The sequence below is a fragment of the Streptomyces sp. NPDC058685 genome, from assembly GCF_042714725.1.
In the GTDB taxonomy this organism is placed as follows: Bacteria; Actinomycetota; Actinomycetes; order Streptomycetales; family Streptomycetaceae; genus Streptomyces.
In genome coordinates, this window is sequence record NZ_JBHXSL010000016.1 from 94193 (window position 1) to 112860 (window position 18668).

At 71.1% G+C, this 18668-nt stretch carries 18 protein-coding genes; 7 read left to right on the forward strand and 11 right to left on the reverse strand.

The window, feature by feature from the left end; all coding sequences use genetic code 11:
- Positions 1 to 12 precede the first annotated feature (12 nt).
- Positions 13 to 1926: a sulfatase gene (locus tag ACFWU3_RS16330; protein ID WP_384437100.1), complete on the reverse strand. Its 1914-nt coding sequence runs from the start codon at positions 1924 to 1926 to the stop codon at positions 13 to 15.
- 181 nt (positions 1927 to 2107) lie between these two features.
- Positions 2108 to 3220, reverse strand: a complete 1113-nt coding sequence (locus ACFWU3_RS16335) for a ferritin-like domain-containing protein (protein WP_384437103.1) — start codon at positions 3218 to 3220, stop codon at positions 2108 to 2110.
- A 130-nt stretch (positions 3221 to 3350) separates the two neighbouring features.
- Between ACFWU3_RS16335 and ACFWU3_RS16340 the strand changes: the two genes are divergently transcribed.
- A complete protein-coding gene (locus ACFWU3_RS16340) occupies positions 3351 to 4286 on the forward strand; it encodes a diiron oxygenase (RefSeq protein ID WP_384437106.1) in 936 nt (311 codons plus the stop codon).
- 92 nt (positions 4287 to 4378) lie between these two features.
- A complete protein-coding gene (locus tag ACFWU3_RS16345; protein ID WP_384437109.1) occupies positions 4379 to 5107 on the forward strand; it encodes a TetR/AcrR family transcriptional regulator in 729 nt (242 codons plus the stop codon).
- Between the two features lie 53 nt (positions 5108 to 5160).
- Here ACFWU3_RS16345 and ACFWU3_RS16350 read toward each other — a convergent pair whose 3' ends face one another.
- Both ACFWU3_RS16350 and ACFWU3_RS16355 read right to left on the reverse strand, forming a co-directional pair.
- Complete coding sequence (locus tag ACFWU3_RS16350; protein WP_384437112.1) at positions 5161 to 6237, reverse strand: mandelate racemase/muconate lactonizing enzyme family protein; 1077 nt, start codon at positions 6235 to 6237, stop codon at positions 5161 to 5163.
- Between the two features lie 42 nt (positions 6238 to 6279).
- On the reverse strand, positions 6280 to 7512 hold the full coding sequence (locus tag ACFWU3_RS16355) for a hypothetical protein (RefSeq protein ID WP_384437115.1): 1233 nt from the start codon (positions 7510 to 7512) through the stop codon (positions 6280 to 6282).
- Positions 7513 to 7645: 133 nt separating this feature from the next.
- Between ACFWU3_RS16355 and ACFWU3_RS16360 the strand changes: the two genes are divergently transcribed.
- The 3 genes from ACFWU3_RS16360 to ACFWU3_RS16370 are packed head-to-tail and all read left to right on the forward strand — an operon-like array spanning position 7646 to position 10274.
- On the forward strand, positions 7646 to 8770 hold the full coding sequence (locus ACFWU3_RS16360) for a DegT/DnrJ/EryC1/StrS family aminotransferase (protein WP_384437118.1): 1125 nt from the start codon (positions 7646 to 7648) through the stop codon (positions 8768 to 8770).
- The gene (locus tag ACFWU3_RS16365; RefSeq protein WP_384437121.1) at positions 8767 to 9519 is read left to right on the forward strand and encodes a hypothetical protein; all 753 of its coding nucleotides are present in this window, start codon (positions 8767 to 8769) and stop codon (positions 9517 to 9519) included. The genes ACFWU3_RS16360 and ACFWU3_RS16365 overlap by 4 nt, the downstream gene beginning before the upstream one ends.
- Entirely contained in the window at positions 9519 to 10274 is a 756-nt protein-coding gene (locus ACFWU3_RS16370; RefSeq protein WP_384437124.1) for an amidohydrolase family protein, read from the forward strand. Before ACFWU3_RS16365 ends, ACFWU3_RS16370 begins: the two co-directional genes overlap by 1 nt.
- A 50-nt stretch (positions 10275 to 10324) precedes the next feature.
- Here the strand turns inward: ACFWU3_RS16370 and ACFWU3_RS16375 are convergent, their stop codons facing one another.
- A complete protein-coding gene (locus ACFWU3_RS16375) occupies positions 10325 to 11293 on the reverse strand; it encodes a dihydrodipicolinate synthase family protein (protein WP_384437127.1) in 969 nt (322 codons plus the stop codon).
- 81 nt (positions 11294 to 11374) lie between these two features.
- Between ACFWU3_RS16375 and ACFWU3_RS16380 the strand changes: the two genes are divergently transcribed.
- Complete coding sequence (locus tag ACFWU3_RS16380; protein WP_340475352.1) at positions 11375 to 12373, forward strand: LLM class flavin-dependent oxidoreductase; 999 nt, start codon at positions 11375 to 11377, stop codon at positions 12371 to 12373.
- A 76-nt stretch (positions 12374 to 12449) separates the two neighbouring features.
- On the opposite strand, the gene ACFWU3_RS16385 is transcribed toward ACFWU3_RS16380, so the two are convergent.
- Genes ACFWU3_RS16385 through ACFWU3_RS16410 form a run of 6 tightly spaced genes read right to left on the reverse strand, consistent with a single transcriptional unit; the run spans position 12450 to position 18081 of the window.
- A complete protein-coding gene (locus tag ACFWU3_RS16385; RefSeq protein ID WP_384437130.1) occupies positions 12450 to 13628 on the reverse strand; it encodes a DegT/DnrJ/EryC1/StrS family aminotransferase in 1179 nt (392 codons plus the stop codon).
- Complete coding sequence (locus tag ACFWU3_RS16390) at positions 13625 to 14371, reverse strand: amidohydrolase family protein (protein ID WP_384437133.1); 747 nt, start codon at positions 14369 to 14371, stop codon at positions 13625 to 13627. The genes ACFWU3_RS16385 and ACFWU3_RS16390 overlap by 4 nt, the downstream gene beginning before the upstream one ends.
- The gene (locus tag ACFWU3_RS16395) at positions 14368 to 15075 is read right to left on the reverse strand and encodes an amidohydrolase family protein (protein WP_384437136.1); all 708 of its coding nucleotides are present in this window, start codon (positions 15073 to 15075) and stop codon (positions 14368 to 14370) included. The genes ACFWU3_RS16390 and ACFWU3_RS16395 overlap by 4 nt, the downstream gene beginning before the upstream one ends.
- Positions 15072 to 15875, reverse strand: a complete 804-nt coding sequence (locus ACFWU3_RS16400) for a carbohydrate ABC transporter permease (protein WP_313944142.1) — start codon at positions 15873 to 15875, stop codon at positions 15072 to 15074. The genes ACFWU3_RS16395 and ACFWU3_RS16400 overlap by 4 nt, the downstream gene beginning before the upstream one ends.
- A complete protein-coding gene (locus ACFWU3_RS16405; protein ID WP_384437140.1) occupies positions 15875 to 16822 on the reverse strand; it encodes a carbohydrate ABC transporter permease in 948 nt (315 codons plus the stop codon). The genes ACFWU3_RS16400 and ACFWU3_RS16405 overlap by 1 nt, the downstream gene beginning before the upstream one ends.
- Positions 16819 to 18081 (reverse strand): ABC transporter substrate-binding protein, encoded by a 1263-nt coding sequence (locus ACFWU3_RS16410; RefSeq protein ID WP_384437143.1) that lies wholly within the window; start codon positions 18079 to 18081, stop codon positions 16819 to 16821. Before ACFWU3_RS16410 ends, ACFWU3_RS16405 begins: the two co-directional genes overlap by 4 nt.
- Positions 18082 to 18312: 231 nt before the next feature.
- Between ACFWU3_RS16410 and ACFWU3_RS16415 the strand changes: the two genes are divergently transcribed.
- Positions 18313 to 18597, forward strand: a complete 285-nt coding sequence (locus tag ACFWU3_RS16415) for a hypothetical protein (protein WP_384437146.1) — start codon at positions 18313 to 18315, stop codon at positions 18595 to 18597.
- Positions 18598 to 18668 lie beyond the last annotated feature (71 nt).

Consider the following 18668-nt stretch of genomic DNA (forward strand, 5'->3'; position numbering starts at 1 on the left):
CGAGCCGCCGCGTTAGCGTGCCGGTGGCGTCGCCGGAGCGGCGGGCTGCGGGCCGTACGCCGTCAGGAAGCGGTCGCGGAACGTGTCCATCGGCCAGACCGGTGCGTCCGGTGACGGCTTGAGACCCTCGTGCCAGCCCCAGCCGGCGATCTTGTCGAGAACCGCGGGGTCGTGGGCGACGATCGAGATCGGCACGTCCCGGCCGGCGTTCTCACCGGTGACGACCTTCGCGGGCTGGTGGTCGCCGAGGAACACCAGCACGGTGTCCTTGTCTCCGTACCTCGCCACGTACGAGACAAGGCTGTTCACCGAGTACTGGATGGCCCTCCGGTACTCGGTGCGCACCTGGTCGGGGTCCTTCCAGACCTCCTTCGGGTCCTTCCCCTCCTTGCTGATGGACTTGTAGACCGAGCCGTCACCGACGTCGTCCCACCCGATCGACTTGGGGATGGGTGCCCAGGGGTTGTGGCTGGAGACGAGGATGATCTCGCTCATCAGCGGCTTGCGGCCCGGCTTGCTGTTCTCCAGGCGCTCGAAGGCCGACAGGCTGTACTGGTCGGGAACGGGCGCCCAGCTGAACTTCGGGCCCTCGTAGCCGAGCTCGCGGGAGTCGTAGACGGTGTCGAGGCCGTAGAACTTCCCCTCCGGCCACGAGCGCGTGACGCCCGGCATGATGCCGACCGTCCGCCAGGCGTCGGAGCGCTGGAAGGCGCCGGTCAGCGAGAGGTGGTCGCTGGAGGTGACACTGCGGTACCGCTGCTGGTTCTTGACCCACAGGCCCGACATGAAGGTGGAGTGCGCCAGCCAGCTGCCGCCGCCGAACGTGGGCGAGGTGAGGAAGCCGCTCCGTGCGGAGAACCCGGCCGCCTTCAGCCGGTCGGTGCCCTCGGCGAGGGTGTCGTTCATCTGCGGCGCCATCGCCGGGTCCTCGATGGCGCTGCGGCCGTAGCTCTCGATGAACGCGAAGATGACGTCCTTGCCGCGCAGTCCGGTCAGCAGCTGGTCCGCGGGGGTGTCGGCGAACCTGTCGACGGCCGCCTCCTTGGCGAACGCCCGCTCGTCCTCGATGCCCGCGCGCACCGTGTACAGACGGTGCTTGGCGAGGTCGGCCGTGGCCAGGGAGGCGACGGGGACGCCGACGTTCTGTATCCCGAGCGCCATGCAGGCGACCCAGACGGTCCCGGCCACCAGGACGGAACGGGTGGCCACCGCGCTGTGCTCGGCGACGAGCCGGGTCAGCCGGACGACCGCCAGCGTGATGAGGACGAGCACGGCGATGACCAGGGCGATGACCACGACGACGGCCCCGATCGCACCGGCCGTGCCGACCGAGTCCTGGAGGAACGCCTTCGCGTCGTCGAACAGGATCCAGTCCAGGACGAGATCGAACGGCCGGTCGAGCACCGAGTAGAACCCCATGTCCAGCAGGTTCAGGATGGTCACGAGACCGAGGCACACCCCGGCGACGACCGCCGTCACCCGTCGCGCCCGCGTCGGCAGGACCAGCAGCAGGGCGGCACCGAAGATCGCCTCGACGGGTATGCGGGTGAAGGAGGCGGGTGTCACGCGCGTGAGCTCGTTGGGGACGACGAGCGCGGCGAACACCAGCAGGGCGGCGAGCACGGTCGTCGTCGACGAGCGGGCGCGCAGGACGCCCGGATGCCTCCGCCCGCCGGCCGGGACCGATTCGGGGTCGGCGTCCGGGTCGGCGGCAGGCTCGGGGTCGGCTGCGGCGGCGCCTTCCGTTTCGGTGTCGGCGTCGGCTGCCGCGGTGCCTTCCCCTTCGGCGTCGGCTGCCGCGGTGCCCTCCGTTTCGGCGTCGGCCGGGGCATCCGGGCCCGCGTCACCCGCCGTCGGCGTCGGGTCCTCCTCGGTGGTCGCCGCGTCCTTGTGCAGCAGCTGACGAGAGCGCGTGAAGAGCGACACCCGAAGGTCCTTCCGTGCGAAGCGCGGTGGTGGCACGGCGGACCGGGCTCGGGAGGTCAGGCCGCCGGCTATGAGTACGGCCGGCCGGCGGTCCCGGTTCAACCGGCAGGTCATCCGCGCGGGAAGCGTACGCCCGCCCGGAACACCGGCCGACGGCCCGGTGCCTCCCGGAACAGCACGATCAAGGACTGGCGGCTCCGCCCTCCGCGATCGCCTCCTCGACCTCCGCCACCCTGGCCCGCTCCTCTACGGCGAACCGTTCGCGGTCCAGTTGTTCCGCGATCTCCTCGTCCTGGGTCATCAGCAGGTCGAGATTGGCGTCACCCATGTCGAAGACGCCCATGTCCAGGTACGCCTTCTGCAGCCGCTCGCCCCACAGCCCGATGTCCTTCACGCACGGCACGATCCTGCTGAACAGCAGCTTGCGGAACAGCTGGAGGAACTCCGACTGTTCGGACAGCTCGGCGGCCTCCTGGCGCGGGATGCCGAAGTTCTCCAGGACCTCGACACCGCTGAGGCGGTTGCGCATCAGATAGCAGCCCTCGATCACGAACTCCTCGCGCTCGCGCAGTTCCGCGTCGCTGAGCTGCTTGTAGTAGTCGCGCAGCGCCATCCGCCCGAACGCCACATGCCGCGCCTCGTCCTGCATGACGTACGCCAGGATCTGTTTGGGCAGCGGCTTGTCGGTGGTGTCACGGAGCAGGCCGAACGCGGCGAGGGCGAGCCCTTCGATGAGGACCTGCATGCCGAGGTAGGGCATGTCCCAGCGCGAGTCGCGCAGGGTGTCGCCGAGCAGCCCCTGGAGGTTGTCGTTGATCGGGTAGAGCATCCCGACCTTCTCGTGCAGGAAGCGCCCGTAGATCTCCGCGTGCCGGGCCTCGTCCATGGTCTGGGTGGCCGAGTAGAACTTGGCGTCCAGATCGGGCACCGACTCGACGATGCGCGCGGCGCACACCATCGCGCCCTGCTCGCCGTGCAGGAACTGGCTGAACTGCCACGCGGTGTAGTGCTTCCGCAGCTCGCCCTTGTCCTTCTCGGTGAGCTTCGCCCAGTGGCGCGAACCGTAGAGGGTGAGCGCCTCGTCGGGGGTGCCGAGCGGGTCGTACGGATCGACCTCGAGGTCCCAGTCGATGCGCTTGGCGCCGTCCCACTGCTTGTCCTTGCCCTTCTGGTACAGGGCCAGAAGACGGTCGCGGCCGTCGTCGTACTCCCAGCTGAAGCGGGCCGCGCCCGAGGCCGGGACCTGCCATTGGAGGCTTTCAGGGGCGTTCGTGTAGCGGTCGTACGTCGACACCGGCGACTCCTTCGCCTCATATCCCGTATACCGAAGGCCACTTGGCAGGCTCACACGTTGGTAGACGAAGAGTCAACAAGTCGTGCGCAAGGGATTGACGAGCTTACTGACAAGGAGTCTCATAACTGCCATGACGACCGTGACCGAACGCGACTTGCGGCTGCTGCGCGATGCACTCGGCCCTCTGAGGGACCGTGAACAGGTCGCCGAGCGCCTGCTCGAGTCCTCCGCCAAGCACTCTTTCGACCCCGACAAGGAGCTCGACTGGGACTCCCCCGTCGAGGACGACAAGTGGTTCTGGCCACCGGAGCTGGTGTCGCTGTACGACACCCCGCTGTGGCGGAAGATGTCCGAGGAACAGCGGATGGACCTGGCCAGGCACGAGGCGGCCTCGCTGGCCTCGCTGGGCATCTGGTTCGAGATCATCCTGATGCAGCTGCTGGTGCGGCACATCTACGACAAGTCCGTGACCAGCAACCATGTGCGGTACGCGCTCACCGAGATCGCGGACGAGTGCCGGCACTCGATGATGTTCGCCCGGATGATCCAGAAGGGCGGAGCACCCGCCTACCCGGTGCCGCGGGTCTACCACAATCTCGCCCGCGTCCTGAAGACCGTGTCGACGACGCCCGGTTCGTTCGCGGCGACCCTGCTCGGCGAGGAGATCCTCGACTGGATGCAGCGGCTGACGTTCCCGGACGAGCGGGTCCAGACCCTGGTGCGCGGTGTCACCCGTATCCATGTGGTGGAAGAGGCCCGCCATGTCCGGTACGCCCGCGAGGAGTTGCGGCGACAGATGGTGACCGCGCCGCGCTGGGAGCAGGAGTTCACCCGGCTCAGCTGCGGCGAGGCGGCCAAGGTGTTCTCCGTCTGCTTCATCAATCCGCAGGTCTACACGAACGTCGGACTGGACCGCCGTGCGGCCGTGGCGCAGGTGAAGGCGAGCGGCCACCGTCGCGAGGTGATGCAGTCGGGAGCCAAGCGGCTCACGGACTTCCTGGACGACATCGGCGTGCTGAGGGGCCCCGGGAGGAGGCTGTGGAAGAGCTCGGGCCTGCTGGCGTAGTCGACGGCCGCCCGGCGGGAGAGGCGGCCGGGCCCCTGTCGGGCTTCCCCGCTCGCCGCCTGCTGCCGGAGCCGTGCGGTTACGCTGCGAGCATGACCAGTCCCGCTCCGGCGACCCGTGCGTACCGACGGCTCAGCGTCGAGGAACGCCGCAGGCAGCTCCTGGCGGCGGCCCTCACCCTCTTCGCGCACCAGCCGCCGGGCGAGATCTCGCTCGACGACGTGGCCGAGGCGGCCGGGGTGTCCCGGCCCCTCGTCTACCGCTACTTCCCGGGAGGGAAACCGCAGTTGTACGAGGCGGCCCTGCGCTCGGCGGCCGACGAACTGGAGCTGTGCTTCACCGAACCGCCGTCCGGGCCGCCGACGGAGCGGCTCTCGCGGGTGCTGGACCGCTATCTGGCGTTCGTCGACGAGCACGACGCGGGGTTCAGCGCGCTGCTGCGCGGCGGGAGCGTGGCCGAGACCTCGCGTACGACGGCGATCGTGGACGAGGTGCGGCGGGCGGCCGCCGAGCAGATCCTCGTCCATCTCGGCGTGCACCGGCCGGGCGCGCGGCTGCGGATGATGGTGCGCACATGGATCGCCGCGGTCGAGGCGGCCTCGCTGATCTGGCTGGACGAGGGGAAGCAGCCCGCGGCCCAGGAGCTGCGTGACTGGCTGATCGACCACCTGATCGCGCTGCTGACGGCAACGGCGGCGACGGACACGGAGACCGCGGGAGCGGTGACGGCGCTGCTGGGTCTGGAGCGGGCGGAGGGGCCGGTGGGGATACTGGCGCGCCGGGTCGTCCCGGTGATGGACGACGCGACGCGCCTGCTGTAGCCGGCCGGGCGGCCCGGAACACCCCGCCCTGGGTATGCACCTGCCCGACGTCCCTACAGGTCGTGCCCCAGACCGGGCGTCGTGGGGATCGCCAGCCAGCCCTGGTCCGCGGTGTGGGCGAACGCCGTCGGAGCCAGCGGCTCCTCCGAGACCAGGAGCGGTCCCACCAGATCCGCCGGGACCGTCGCGTGCGGCAGCGACGCCGCCAGATGCGCCGCCGCCAGGGTCGCCACACCCAGCTCCGGCATCGTGCCGAGCTTCACCGACAGCCCCGCCGCCTCCGCGAGCGCCGCGATCTGCCGGGCCCGGTGCAGACCGCCCACCTTGAGGATCTTGATGTTCAGGACGTCGGCCGCGCCCCGCCGCACGATCTCCATCGCGTCGTGCAGCGACTGCATGCTCTCGTCGGCCATCACCCGTACCCCGCCGCTGCTCCTCAGTCCCGCCATGCCCGTCAGGTCCCAGCGCGGCAGCGGCTGTTCGACCAGATCGAGTCCGGCGTCGGCCATGCGGGCGACGGTACGGCCCGCGGTGCCGGGGTCGTAGCCCTCGTTCGCGTCGAGGCAGAGCTCGGCCGTGTCCGGCAGCACCTCGCGTACGAGACGCACCAGCTGGACGTCGAGGTCCGGGTCCTCACCGCCCTTGACCTTGATGTGGGTGAAGCCTCTGGCCGCGTACTCCGCCGCCTCCTTCACCATCTCGTCGACGGTGCCGAGCCCGACCACCCAGGTGGTGGGCACGCGCGGCCGTACGCAGCCGCCGAGCAGCAGATGGACCGGCCGATCGGCGGCGCGGGCGGAGAGGTCGTGCAGGGCGATGTCCAGCGCGGCCTTGGCGAGGTGCTGGCCGCGGATCGCGCTGTCCATGGCCTGGTGAGCCCCGGCCAGATCGCGGGGATCACGGCCGATGAGCGCGGGCGCCGCGTGGTCGGTGAGGGCGGCTTCGAGTCCGGCGAGGGTCTCGCCGGTGTAGGCGGTCATCGGGGAGGCCTCGCCGAAGCCGGAGAGACCGTCGGCCGTGCGCACCTCGACGACGAGGCTGACGAGTTCGGGGCTGGTGCCGCTGCTGATGACGAAGGGGCGTCGGTAGGGGGCCCTGACGACGCGCGTGTGGACCGAGGCGATCTTCAAGCACGGCTCCTTCGGTTTACGGCCCGGGCCGTAAGCGCGGGCTCAGAGGCGTACGCGGTAGACGATCGGAGGGCGGCCGGTCTGACCCAGTTGCCGGCTGCCGGTGGGGACCGCCACCCCCGCGCGTTCGAGTCGCTTGAGGATGCGGCGGGCGGTGCGTTGCTGGACGGAGAGGTGTTCGGCGACGCGGTGCGCGGTGATGCCGTCCTCCTCTTCCTCGGCGGCCAGTTCCCGCAGCCGGTCCAGCGTCCTCGGGTTGAGTCCGACGCGGCGGGCCAGTGTGGCCGTGCTCTCCGGACCCGTCGCGGGGCTCACGGGCGGGGTGCGTTCCGCGTCGATGACGATGTCGACATCGTCGGTCATGGAGACGACTCCGGCGACCGCGCCCACCGAGCGGGCCCGGTTGACGGCCCGTCTGGCCAGCGATTCCGCCTCCGCGGCGGTGCGCCCGAGACCGAATCCGACGTGGGCGGTGCCGTGACGTGCGGCGAGGTCGGCGAGGAAGGGGAGGCGGGTGAACTCCTCGCTCACCTCTTCCAGGACCCCGCGGGTGGTGACGACCAGCCGTGCGCCGTCCGGCAGCCCGGCGAGACTTCCGCCGAGCACCCGCAGGTCGGCGGCGAGTTCCCGGTCGTCCGCGGGCAGATCGATGATGCCGAGGGCGATCTGGGCGTCGCCGCTGTGCGCTCCGGCGGTGGCGAGGACCAGCGCCTGGAGCGTGGAGCGTATGGAATGGCGCGAGGGCGCGAGCCGGACGGCGTGCATCTCGTGTTCGAGGAGGTGGTACGCCGAACCGAGGCAGGTGATGGCGACCCGCGCCTGCTTCCTGTCGCGCGCGTTCAGATGGAAGTCGGCGAGGTCCTGCGAGGTCAGCCCCGGCCGGTGGGGCAGCACGTGCACATGCTCGGTGGGCAGTTTGGCCTCGGTCAGCGTCTCCATGACCTCGCTGCGGCGCAGGGTGTCGATGGAGATGCGGGAGACGTCGTGGCCGAGGCGGAGCAGCTCCACCAGGGCGCGCAGCAGGGTCGCGCCGTTGTACGGGACGTACATCGCGGGCCGGTCCAGCAGGCCGGCCGCCGCGGCGAGGGTGTGCGGGACGACGCCCGTGAACAGCAGGGCGTCGGCCTCCGCCTGGGCCCGGGTGACCATGTCGAGGGTCTCGTCCTCGTGCCGGTACGCGAGGGGCACCAGGCGCTCGGCGCCCGAAGCGCCGCCGACCGCGACCACCTTGTGGACCAGGTCCTCGGGACCGATGACGCCGACCGTGAGAGCCATCGGCCGGTCTCCGTTCTGCTGGAGTGGTTGGAGGGGGTACGACACATTCAGCCGGAGGTTGACGCCCACCAACCCACGGCCCTAATTTCGGCCCAGGCCATAACCGCACACTTGCGGAGAGGATAGTGCCCCGATGCCCGAACGGGAAATGCCACTGCCCACAGATCTCGATCCGCGCGGCCGCACCTTCGGCGAGGAGGAACGGGCCGCGGTGCTGCGGGTCCTCGACTCCGCGGTGCTGTGCAGTTCCTTCGGAAGTGAAGCACGCTCCCTGGAAGCGGAGATGTCGCACCTGTACTCCCGGCGGGAGGCCGTGGCCTGCAGTTCGGGTACGGCGGCCCTGCACCTGGCGGTCGCGGCGGCCGGGGCCGGGCCGGGCGACGAGGTCGTCACCACACCGATCTCGGACTTCGGCACGGTGGCTCCCGTCATGGCCCAGGGCGCGCGGGTGGTGTTCGCCGACGTACGGGCCGAGGACGGCAATCTCGACCCGGCGGCGGTCGAGGCGGCCATCACCCCGCGCACCAAGGCGGTCATCGCCGTCCATCTCTTCGGCGCCGCCGCGGACATCGTCGCGCTGCGCGCGATCTGCGACCGGCACGGGCTCGTGCTGATCGAGGACTGCGCGCAGGCCTGGCTCGGCGAGGACGAGGAGGGCCGGCTGCTCGGCACGCTCGGCGACATCGCCTGCTTCAGCCTCCAGCAGTTCAAGCACATCACCGCGGGCGACGGCGGACTGGCCGTCACCGACGACCCGGAGCTCGCCCGCGGGATGCGGCTGTTCATGGACAAGGGCTGGGACCGCACCGAGGGCCGTATCCACCGCACGATGGGCCTCAACTACCGGATGCCGGAGCTCGTCGCCGCGGTCGCGCGGGCCCAGCTGGGCAAGGTGGCGGACGTGGTGTCCCGCCGGCGCCGGCGGGCCGGACAGCTGGCCGCCGCGATCGAGGGCCTGCGGGACTGCCGGATGCCGGAGCGCCGGGAGGGCCACGCCTGGTGGGTGGTGCCGCTCCTGGTCGACGACAACGCCCGCTGGGGCAAGCGGCTCCAGGATCTGGGCATCCCGTCGGTGCCCGGCTATCTGGAACGGCCGCTGTACGCCAACCCGGCCCTGCCCGGGTATCCGCCGGGACTGTGCCCCCGGGCGGAGGAGCTGATCGACCGTACGCTGCTCGTGCTCCCGTGGAACGAGGCGTACACCGAAGACGACGTGGACCGCATCGCGCGGGCCCTGTGCGAGGTGGGAGCACGATGAGCGCGACACAGACGTACGAGTGGCTGCATCCGACGCCGGCGGAGCACATCGGCTGGGACGTGGATGTGCTGTACGGGCCCTGGCCGCGGCACGAGCGTGATCTCGGGCTCGCGCAGGTGCGCTCGATCCTGGACCGCTCCCCCGTCGCCGGCGCGCTGGCACTCTCCACCCGGGGACCCCTCTTCCACGACGGCGCGGGCAACGCCGAGACCGTGCGCGATCTCGCGGACTGCCCGGAGCTGCTGCCCGTCGGCACGGTCGACGTCCGGGACGCGCTCACCGCCGAGGAGCGGCTGGACGAACTGGCCGCCGACGGTGTGCGGTTCCTGCGGCTGTTCACCGTCGAGCAGGCGGCCGAGCCCGGCTTCCCGGGCTACCGGCGGGTGGTGAAGCTGGCCTTGGAGCGCGGGATGGTGCTGCTGCACGACGGTGACCCGCGCCGCTTCGGACCGGCGCTCGCCGACCGGGGCGCGGAGGTGATCTTCCTGGATCTGCACGCGTATCTGCTGGCGGACTTCCTGCTGATGGCCCGCGAGGAGCCGGGGTTCCGGGTCACCACGCGTCTGCTGTCCGGCTGCGACTCGATCGAGCGGGTGGTCGACGGGGTGGGCTCCCGCCATCTGGTCTTCGGCTCGCGCACGCCCTTCATGGACATCTCGCCCCTGACGCTGCGGCTGCGCTACGCGGACATCTCCGACGACGACCGTGCCGCGATCTCCACCAAGAACATCGAGGAGTTGCTCGTCTGATGCCGATCATCGATGTGCACGCGCATGTGGGCCGCTGGCAGTTCCATCTGACCTGCGGCGACGCGGACAACAACCTGCGCCAGATGGACCGCTACGGCATCGACGTCCAGCTGGTGTCGGCGTCGGAGGCGGTGGTCCTCGACGCGGTCGCCGGGAACGCGGCGCTGCGGGAGGTCCTGGAGACCCGGCCGCGGCTGCGGGGGTACGCGGTGGTGAACCCGAACCGGATCGAGGAGAGCGCGGCGGACCTCAAGCGGTGCCTGGGCACCGGGCTGTTCGTCGGGGCGAAGATCCACACCCACTACCCGGGGCGGCTGCCGGGGACCCGTGAGATGGCGGAGGCGTTCGACGTGGTCGCGGACGCGGGCGTACCGCTGCTGCTGCACACCTGGGGCCGCGAGGTGACGCTTCTGCCCGAACTCCTGGCGGAGCGCCCGGGACTGCGGGTGATCATGGGTCATGCGGGCGGGGACGCCTGGCGTGAGGCCGCGCACGCGGCGGCGGGCTGCGACCGGCTGTATCTGGAGCACTGCCGTACGGCGGCGGACGCGGGACGGGTGGCCTACGCGCGGGAGGCGGGGGTGCCGGTGGAGCGGATGCTGTTCGGCACGGACGCGACGCTGATCGATCCGTGCTGGTCGCTGGGCGTGATCCGGGATGCGGGCTTCTCGGAGGAGGAGCGCGAGATGGTGCTGTGGCGCAACGCGCTGACGCTCTTCCCGGAGCTGCGCCCGGCCGTGGCCGCCGCGCGGTAGCCGGGCGGGTGCGGCTGGACGGGCGAGGTGCGGTGCGGTGAGGACAGCCCTCAGTCCTTCTCCTCCGAGAGGGACTCCAGGCACCTGACCACGGTCGTCCGCTCGGACTCCGGCAGCCGCGGCCCGTACGGGTCATGGGCCGCCGACTCCGGGAGCAGTCCCTCCCACACCGCCGCCCACAGCATCCGCTGCACATAGCCCTCGATCGGGGCGGTGAACGTGGCCTCCGCGAAACGGTCGAGCCGGCCCGACGCGCGGACGAACGCGGTGTGGTCGCCCGCCGTCCACGCGTCCAGGACCGCGTTCGTCAGACCCACACGCGCCGCGGCGATGCCGACCAGGGCCGAGTCGGCGCCCCACATCAGGGACGGGCCGAACATCCGGTCCTCGCCGGTCACGACGAGCTTTCCGCTGCCCTCGGCCGCGCGGATCGCGTCCTGGCAGGCCATCGCGCGGTCCAGGGTGGCGAGCTTGACGCCGATGGCCGACGGCAGGGCCAGCAGCCGGCGGATCAGGGACGGCGGATAGGGGTAGCCCCCGGCCTCGCCGTGGAGGAAGAAGCCGAGCACGGGCAGCCCGCAGGCCTCGGCCACCCGCTCATGCAGGCGCACCGCCTCCCGCTCGCCCTCGGGGCGTTCGACGAACTGTGCCAGCGGATAGACCATGACCGCGTCCGCGCCCAGTCCGGCCGCCTGCACGGCCATGGCGACGGTGGCGTCCCACGCCTCGCGCAGGGTGGTGGCGCGGACCGATCGTGGCACCCCCACGCCTGCCACGATCGGTCCGTCGACCGTCTCCCGCCAGATGCGCAGGACGTCCGCGCGATCCGGTTCGGAGAGATACAGACCGCGGCCGGTGTGCGCCCAGACGGCGACGCCTCCGATGCGCGCGGCCGCGATCCGCTCCGCGTAGCCGCGCAGCGCACCGAAGTCCACGACTCCCCGGGGGTCCATGGGTGTGGCCACTGCGGGCACCACGGTGCCGCGCAGCCCGCTCACCAGGGTCTGGGTCGCAGACATGGGCGGTCTCTCCCGTCTGTTGCGGTCGTTCCCGACACGCTAGCCTTTACGGCCCGGACCGTAAAGGAAAGGCGAGCCAGAATGTCCCAGCGCCCCATGCGTCTCGGTCTGTACGTCAATCTCTACGCGGACCAGGCCGACCGGCCCCGGCTCGCCGATGCGGTGGAGCAGGTCCGGCTGGCCGAGCAGGCGGGTTTCGACTGGGTGGTGCTCGGCGAGCGCCACCTGCACCGGCCCGGTTACCACGAGGCCGTCACCTCACTGGCGTATCTCGCCGCGCACACCGAACGGATCGGGCTCGCCACCGCGGGGCTCATCGCACCCGTGTACCAGCCCGTGTGGCTCGCCGAGACGCTGGCGCACATCGACGTGCTCTCGGGCGGCCGGCTCACGGCCGGATTCGTCCTCGGCTACCGGCCGGAGGAGTTCGCGCTGTACGGGACCCGGCCGGGCGAGCGGGTTTCCCGGTTCGAGGAGTGCCTGGAGCTGGTGACCCGGCTGTGGACCGAGGACGAGGTCAGCCACGAAGGGCGCTGGACCTCGCTCGACAAGGCGTTCCTCTCGCCGCGGCCGGTGCAGTCGCCGCGGCCGCGGATCTGGAACGGCGGTCGGGTCTCGGCGGTTCTGGAGCGCACGGCCCGGATGTGCGACGGCTGGACGACGTCCTTCAACGAACTGGACTCCGAACTGCCCGAGAAGATCGCGGAGTACCGCTCGTACCCGCGCGGCGCGGCGAGCCTCGGCTCCGAGGTCATCGTCTGCCGCGAGGGTTTCGCCGCGGCCACCTCGCAGCAGGCCCGCGGGGCCCTGGAGGCGCCGCTGCGGGAGCTGTACGACGCGTACGGCGACTGGAAGCGCACCTCGGCGGACGCGGCGCGCTACGCCCAGCAGTGGGACGACATCGAGGCCCGTTCGGTGATCGGTTCGGTGGAGCAGTGCGTGCAGCGGCTGGGGGCGTACGGCGAGATGGGCGCGGACGGTGTGGTGCTGCGCATCCAGCCGCCGGGGATGCCGCAGAAGGACGCGCTGGGCGCGATCGAGGCGTTCGGCACCGAGGTGCTGCCGCGGCTCAACGCCTGAGCACCGGCGCTCTCCCGCGGGCTCAGCGCCCGAGCACGGCAGGCTCTCAGCGCCTGAGCGGTCGTCTCCCGCGGGCTCAGCGCCTGAGCGGCCGTCTCCTGAAAGCGCGTTGGACCACCAGCGCGGCCTGCGCGATGTCCGCCATGGCCGCGTCGTCCGCCATCAGCATCGGCTGACGCACCCAGACCACCGAGTCCTCGGCCGCCTCGGCGACCGGGCAGGGGCGGGTCCGCACGGCGTAGGGCGCGAGGGAGGGCTCCCGGGTGAGGGAGCGGTACCCGGTGTCCAGCGGCACTCCCTCGGCGTTCATGGCGGCGAGGAAGACCGCCTTCGGGTGACCGCCGAACGCGGCCGCCTCGTAGCGGAGCAGGGCCAGGTGCCGGGTGTGGCGGGTCGTCCCGGCGGGCTCGGGCACCGGCGAGAGTCCCTCGATGTCGTCCAGCGCCCGGGCGAGTGTGGCCGCCCGTGCCTCGCGATGGTCGATCTGGCCCTCCAGCAGCGGAAGCTGGGGGCCGAGGACGGCCGCCTGGAACTCCGTCATCCGCAGGTTCCAGCCCAGCTCCGGGTGTTCGTACCAGCCCTCGTCGGCACGGCGTCCGACGTTGTGCAGCGCCCACAGCCGCTCAAAGGTCCGCCGGTCGTCGGTGACGACGATGCCGCCCTCCCCCGCGGTCATCGCCTTGCTCGACTGGAAGCTGAAGCAGGCCGCGTCGCCGAGTGTCCCCGCGGGCCGCCCGTGCCGGCGGGCGCCGTGGGCCTGGGCGGCGTCCTCCACGACGGCGAGACCGTGGTGCTCGGCGGCAGTCCTCAGCGCCTCGGTGTCCGCGGGTGCGCCGGCGAGATGCACCGGAACGACGGCCCTGGTCCGCGGTCCGGCCAGCCGTGCCAGGGACGACGGGTCGAGGTGCAGGGTGTCGGTGACATCGGCGACGACGGGCGCCGCCCCGGCGAGGACGACGGCTGTGGCCGTGGCCACGAACGTGTAGGCGGGCACGATCACTTCGTCCCCGGGCCGTACGCCGAGGGCCCGCAGCGCCAGGAAGAGCGCCACGGTCCCGTTCACCGTGCAGACCCCGTGGGCGGCTCCGACGCCGGAGGCGAAGTCGGCGGCGAACCGTGCCACCAGGGAGTCCTCGCCGTGGCCGGCTGCCGCCCCCCAGCGGCCGCCGTCGAGAACCCGCATCAGCCGTTCGCGCTGCTCGTCGGTGGCAGGCGGCGGCCACTGCGGCCAGCCCTCGGTGCGTACGGGTGTCATCGCAGCCCCTGGAGCAGCCGGTTCATGGTGCCGTGCAGGATCTGCTGCCGGTCGGTGGCGGCGAGGCCGGCGAGCAGGACCCGTCCGAGTCCGACGCGCAGATCGAGGAAGACGGCGTCGGAGCCGAAGGCGATGCGTTCGGCGCCCGCCTCCGCGACGAGCCTGACGAGATGGCGCGCGGTCATCCGGGAGCCGCAGGTCTCCAGGACGATGCTCGGGCAGTGGGCGGCCGCTTCGGCGGCGGGTGCGAAGCCGTCCGTCCACAGGCCCGAGTGGCCCATCAGCAGGGGCAGTTCGGGGTAGCGGGGTGCGACGGCCGCGAACCGGGCGGGATCGGACCAGGCGGAGCGGTACTGACTGTGCGCGAGGACGATGCGCCCGCGCCCGGCGGCGATCTCGAAGGCGGGGGTGTACGCGGGGTGGTCGAGCGGGAGTTCGTGGACCTCGGGGTGGAGCTTGACGCCGATGACGCCGGGGGCTTCGAGGAGGTCCCTCAGCCGCTCGGGGGCTTCGGGGTCGTGCGGGTTGAAGACGGCGTAGCCGAGGAGGCGGCCGGGGTGGCGGGCGAGCTCCGCGAGCAGCAGGGCGTTGCCGGCGCGGGCGTCGGGGCCCACCGCGAGGAGGTGCGAGACACAGGCGGTGGTGACGCCGCAGCGGTCCATCACGGCCAGCAGGCTCCGCGCGGAACCGTCGGTGACGGCGAACGCGGGCCAACGTCCGAGGTGGCCGTGCGCGTCGATCACGCCCACGGGTGCTCGCCCAGCAGCCGCAGCGCGTTGCCGCCGGCGATGAGGGCCGTGTCGGTCTTCGGCAGGTCCAGGGTGTCCAGTTGGTAGCGCGGTCCGGCGTCGTCGGTGACCGGGGCGCCCGTGCCGAAGAGGACGCGCCGGGCTCCGTAGCGCGCGGCGAACCATTCGACCTGAAGGTGCCCGGCGAGTGTGGAGGTGTCCACAGACAGCTCCTCGTGGACGTCCATGAGGTCGGCGAGTTCCCGCAGGCTGCGGTAGCCGGTGCCGGTGAGGACGATCCGCAGGGTCGGGCGGGCGTCGGCGAACCGCCGCACCTCGGCGGCGCTCACCGTCTCCCAGGCGAGCAGCACGGTTGCGCGCCTGCCCGCCAGTTCGGCCGCGAGCACGAGGGAGTGCTCACCGGTGAGGGACCAGCGGTGTTCACCGGGGCACAGTCGCACCAGCCGCCCGGCGGGGACGTCCCCGGTGCCGAGGGGGCCGGGGATCAGCACGGGCACCGGCCGCAGTCTCGGCCCCTTCGCCGCCGAAAGAGAGGCGTTGCCGTCCCGGGGGTCGCCGTACACGGCGTGCGTGTGCACCACGCAGGCGCTGTCGATGTGCAGCCGGTCGAGTTCCGCGGCCAGTCCCTCCGGGTCCCGGCTCGCCACCTCGTCGTACGGCAGCGGGCCGAGCATCCGGTTGATGTCGACGACGGTCACGACTTGAGGCCGGAGGTGGCGATCGAGTCCGTCAGATAGCGCTGGAGCAGACCGAAGACCAGCAGGCAGGGGATGACCGTGATGGTCGCGCCGGCCATGATCTGGTTGATGGTGACGTCCTGGCCGGCGAGGGTGGCGAGGCCCACCGTGAGGGTGCGCATGTCCGAGGACTGGCCGATGACGAGGGGCCAGAGGAAGTCGTTCCAGTGCCACAGGAAGACGAAGACGCCGAGGGTGGCGAGGATCGGCCGGATCAGCGGGATCACGATGGTGGTGTAGATCCGCCACTCGGACGCCCCGTCGATCTTCGCGGCCTCGAACAGCTCGTCGGGCAACTGGTACATGAACTGCCGCATCAGGAACACCGCCTGGGAGTTCGCCAGCGTCGGCACGATCAGTCCCCAGTAGGTGTCCACCCCGCCCATCTTCGACACCAGGATGTAGTACGGGATCAGCGTCGCCTGGAACGGCACCATCAGGGTGGCCAGGAACGCCCAGAACAGCACCTCGCGGCCGGGGAAACGCTTCTTGGCGAAGGCGTACCCGGCCATCGACGAGAACAGCAGGATGAGCACGACCGAGACGAGCGAGTAGATCAGCGAGTTCACCGCCCACTGGGTGACGTCGGCACCCTCCAGGACGTCGGTGAAGTTCTGCCAGGTGGCGCGGGTGATGTCCAGGGCCCCGGGCAGCGTCGAGCCCTCCGGCGGGGCGAAGGCGACGAGCACCATGACCGCGAAGGGCGCCATGGTGACGAAAGCGACCAGGACCAGCAGCACGGGCAGTCTCAGCCGGCCCATCAGTCCACCTCTCTGCCGATGAGCCGGCGCTGGATGAGCGAGAAGACCAGGACCACGACGAAGAGCATCAGGCCGACCGCGCTGGCGTAGCCGAAGTCGAAGTACTTGAAGCCCGAGTCGTACAGGAAGTAGACGAGCGAGTAGCTGGCGCGGACAGGTCCGCCGCCGGTCATCACGTACATCGCGTCGAAGACCTGGAAGGCCTGGATCGCCTCGATGACGAGGACGAAGAACAGCACCGGCCGCAGCATCGGCAGCGTCACCCAGCGGAAGCGCTGCCAGGCGCTCGCGCCGTCGACGGTGGCCGCCTCGGTGACCTCGCGGGGGATGGACTGGAGCCCGGCCAGCAGGATCAGCATGGTGTAGCCGAAGCCCTTCCAGGCCGCCGTGGCGGCGATCGAGGGCAGGACGAGGTTCTCGTCGCCCAGGAAGTCCACGGGCCCCAGCGAGAGGGCGCCGAGCGCGGCGTTCAGCAGACCGTCGTCGACCTCGTAGATCCACTTCCAGATGACGGCCGCCAGCACGATGCTGGTGACGTACGGCAGGAAGAACACCCCGCGGAAGAAGCCCCGCATCCACACCGTGCGGTGCAGGAGCACGGCCGTGCCGAGGGCGAGGAGCACCGTCATCGGGACGTAGACCGCGGTGTAGATCGCGGTGACGCCGAGGCTCTCCCAGAACAGGGCGTCGCCGAACAGCCGGGTGTAGTTCCGGGCGCCGATGAACTCCCACTCGCCGCTGAGCCGGTAGTCGGTGAGCGAGAGGAAGCCGGCGCCGATCGTCGGCCCGAACCGGAACACGATGAACAGCACGAGCATCGGGGCGATGAACGCGAAGCCCACGAGAGCCTCGCGCCGCCGCCCCTGACGCCGTCCGGGTCGGCGCGCGACGCTCTCGTGCGCTTCGGTGGTGCGCGGGAGGGCCTTGCCCGTGGCCGCCTCGCTCAACGCTGCCGTGCCAGCAGGTCGTCGGCCGCCTTCGCCGCGTCGTCCAGAGCTTCCTTGGGGCTCTTCTTGCCGGTCAGCGCCGCCTGGATCTCCGGTGCGAGCAGGCCCATCAGCTGGCGGGCCGCGGGGTTGGGCTCACCGGGCGAGACCGCCGCGAGCGCCGCCTGGTACTGCTTCGCGTACGGCGAGGTGTTCGGCACGCTGACGTCCGTACGGGGCGAGAAGTAGCCACTGGCCTTGCCGAGCGACTGGATCTGCTCCGGCTGGGTCATGAACTCCAGGAACTTCTGCGCACCCGCCACGTTCTTCGACTTGGCGTTGACGCTGAGAGCGCCGGGGATGCCGAAGGCGATCTCCTTGGCCGGGCCCTTGAGCGGGGCGCCCACGACGACGTTGTCCGCTCCCCAGGTCTTCGCGGCCAGTTCGGCGTCGGCGAGCACGACCGAGAAGCCCATGGCCGCCTCCTGCTTGCCGAGCGCGTGGTCGGCGAGGAGGTTGGTGTTCGTCATCGCGGACTTGGGGACCGAGCCGGCCTTCCACAGGTCGGTGAGGAAGGTGAGCGCCTCGACGCCGGCCGCGCTGTTGAACGCCGCCTTCTTGCCGGACTCGTCGAACACGGTGCCGCCGGCCTGCCACAGCAGCGGGTAGAAGTTCAGGTTCAGCGAGGCCTCGGGGCTCGCCGAGTAGTCCAGTATGGCGACGCCCTTCTGCTTGAGCTTGGGAGCGGCCGCCTTGATCTCGTCCCAGGTGCCGGGCGGGGTGGCGATCCCCGCGGAGGCGAGCAGTTTCTTGTTGTAGACCGTGGTGGTGACGGTCTGGTAGATCGGCGCGCCGTAGATCTTCCCGTCCTGCTTCATCGCGTCCAGGGTCGCGGGCAGGAACTTGTCGGTGCTGTTCTTCAGCGCCGCGTCCACGGGGGTGATGGCGCCGCCGGCGGAGAACTGCGGGATCTGGTCCGGGGTGAGCAGCACGACGTCCGGGCCCTTGCCGCCGCCGAACGCGGTGGCGATCTTCTGGTCACGGTTGTCCCACGGCTGCTGCTCGACGGTGAGTTCGGTGCCCGGTGCCGATTTCTCGAAGGCCTTCTCGATTCCGTCCCAGTAGGCCGCGTTGGCCTTGGGGTCGGCGATCACCGGGTACATCCAGACGGTGACGTCGTCCGAGTCGGAGCCCGAGCCGCCGCCCCCGCACGCGGAGAGCGAGGCGGCGAGCATGAACAGAGCGAGAGGAGCGGTGGCGCGCGTGAAGCCTGTCTTCATGGGGGCCTCCGGAAGGCCTGCTGAGAAGTGAGCGACGGGAGCCCGGCTGTTTCGGCCTGGGCCGAAAGTAGTCGCGGGGGATTTGGCCTGTCAATGAGTCAGGTACGGGGATCCGTTCGAAACAGTGCTCGGTGTCCGCCGGACGGGGCCCGGCCGCGCTCCGGCGGGTGCGGGCCGCGCCGTGGCGCGCCCGGTGACGGAGGGGCCGGAGGTACGGGAGACACTGACCGGGTGAGAAGTGAGAACACCCCCTTCGTGGGCGGGCCGCTGGACGGACGGGTACTGCCGGTCCTGGTGGGACCGACCGGACATCCGCCGAAGTGGTACGAGGTCCCGGTGCCGGACGACGACGGCGCGCCGCCGACGGTGCACACATACCGGCGTGTCCCCTCCGGCTACACCAAGCGGCTCGGTCTCCAGCGGGGCTGGAAGTACGAGTACGCACCGGGCGGCAAGGAACGCCGTGAACTGAAGTGGCCCTGGTCGAAGGCCGGCCGCCGCCCCGACACGCCGTAGGGCGCGCGCACTCCCCCTCGACGGATGACGGCATTGCGCTGAATCGACCACTCGCAGCGCGCTCCGGCTTG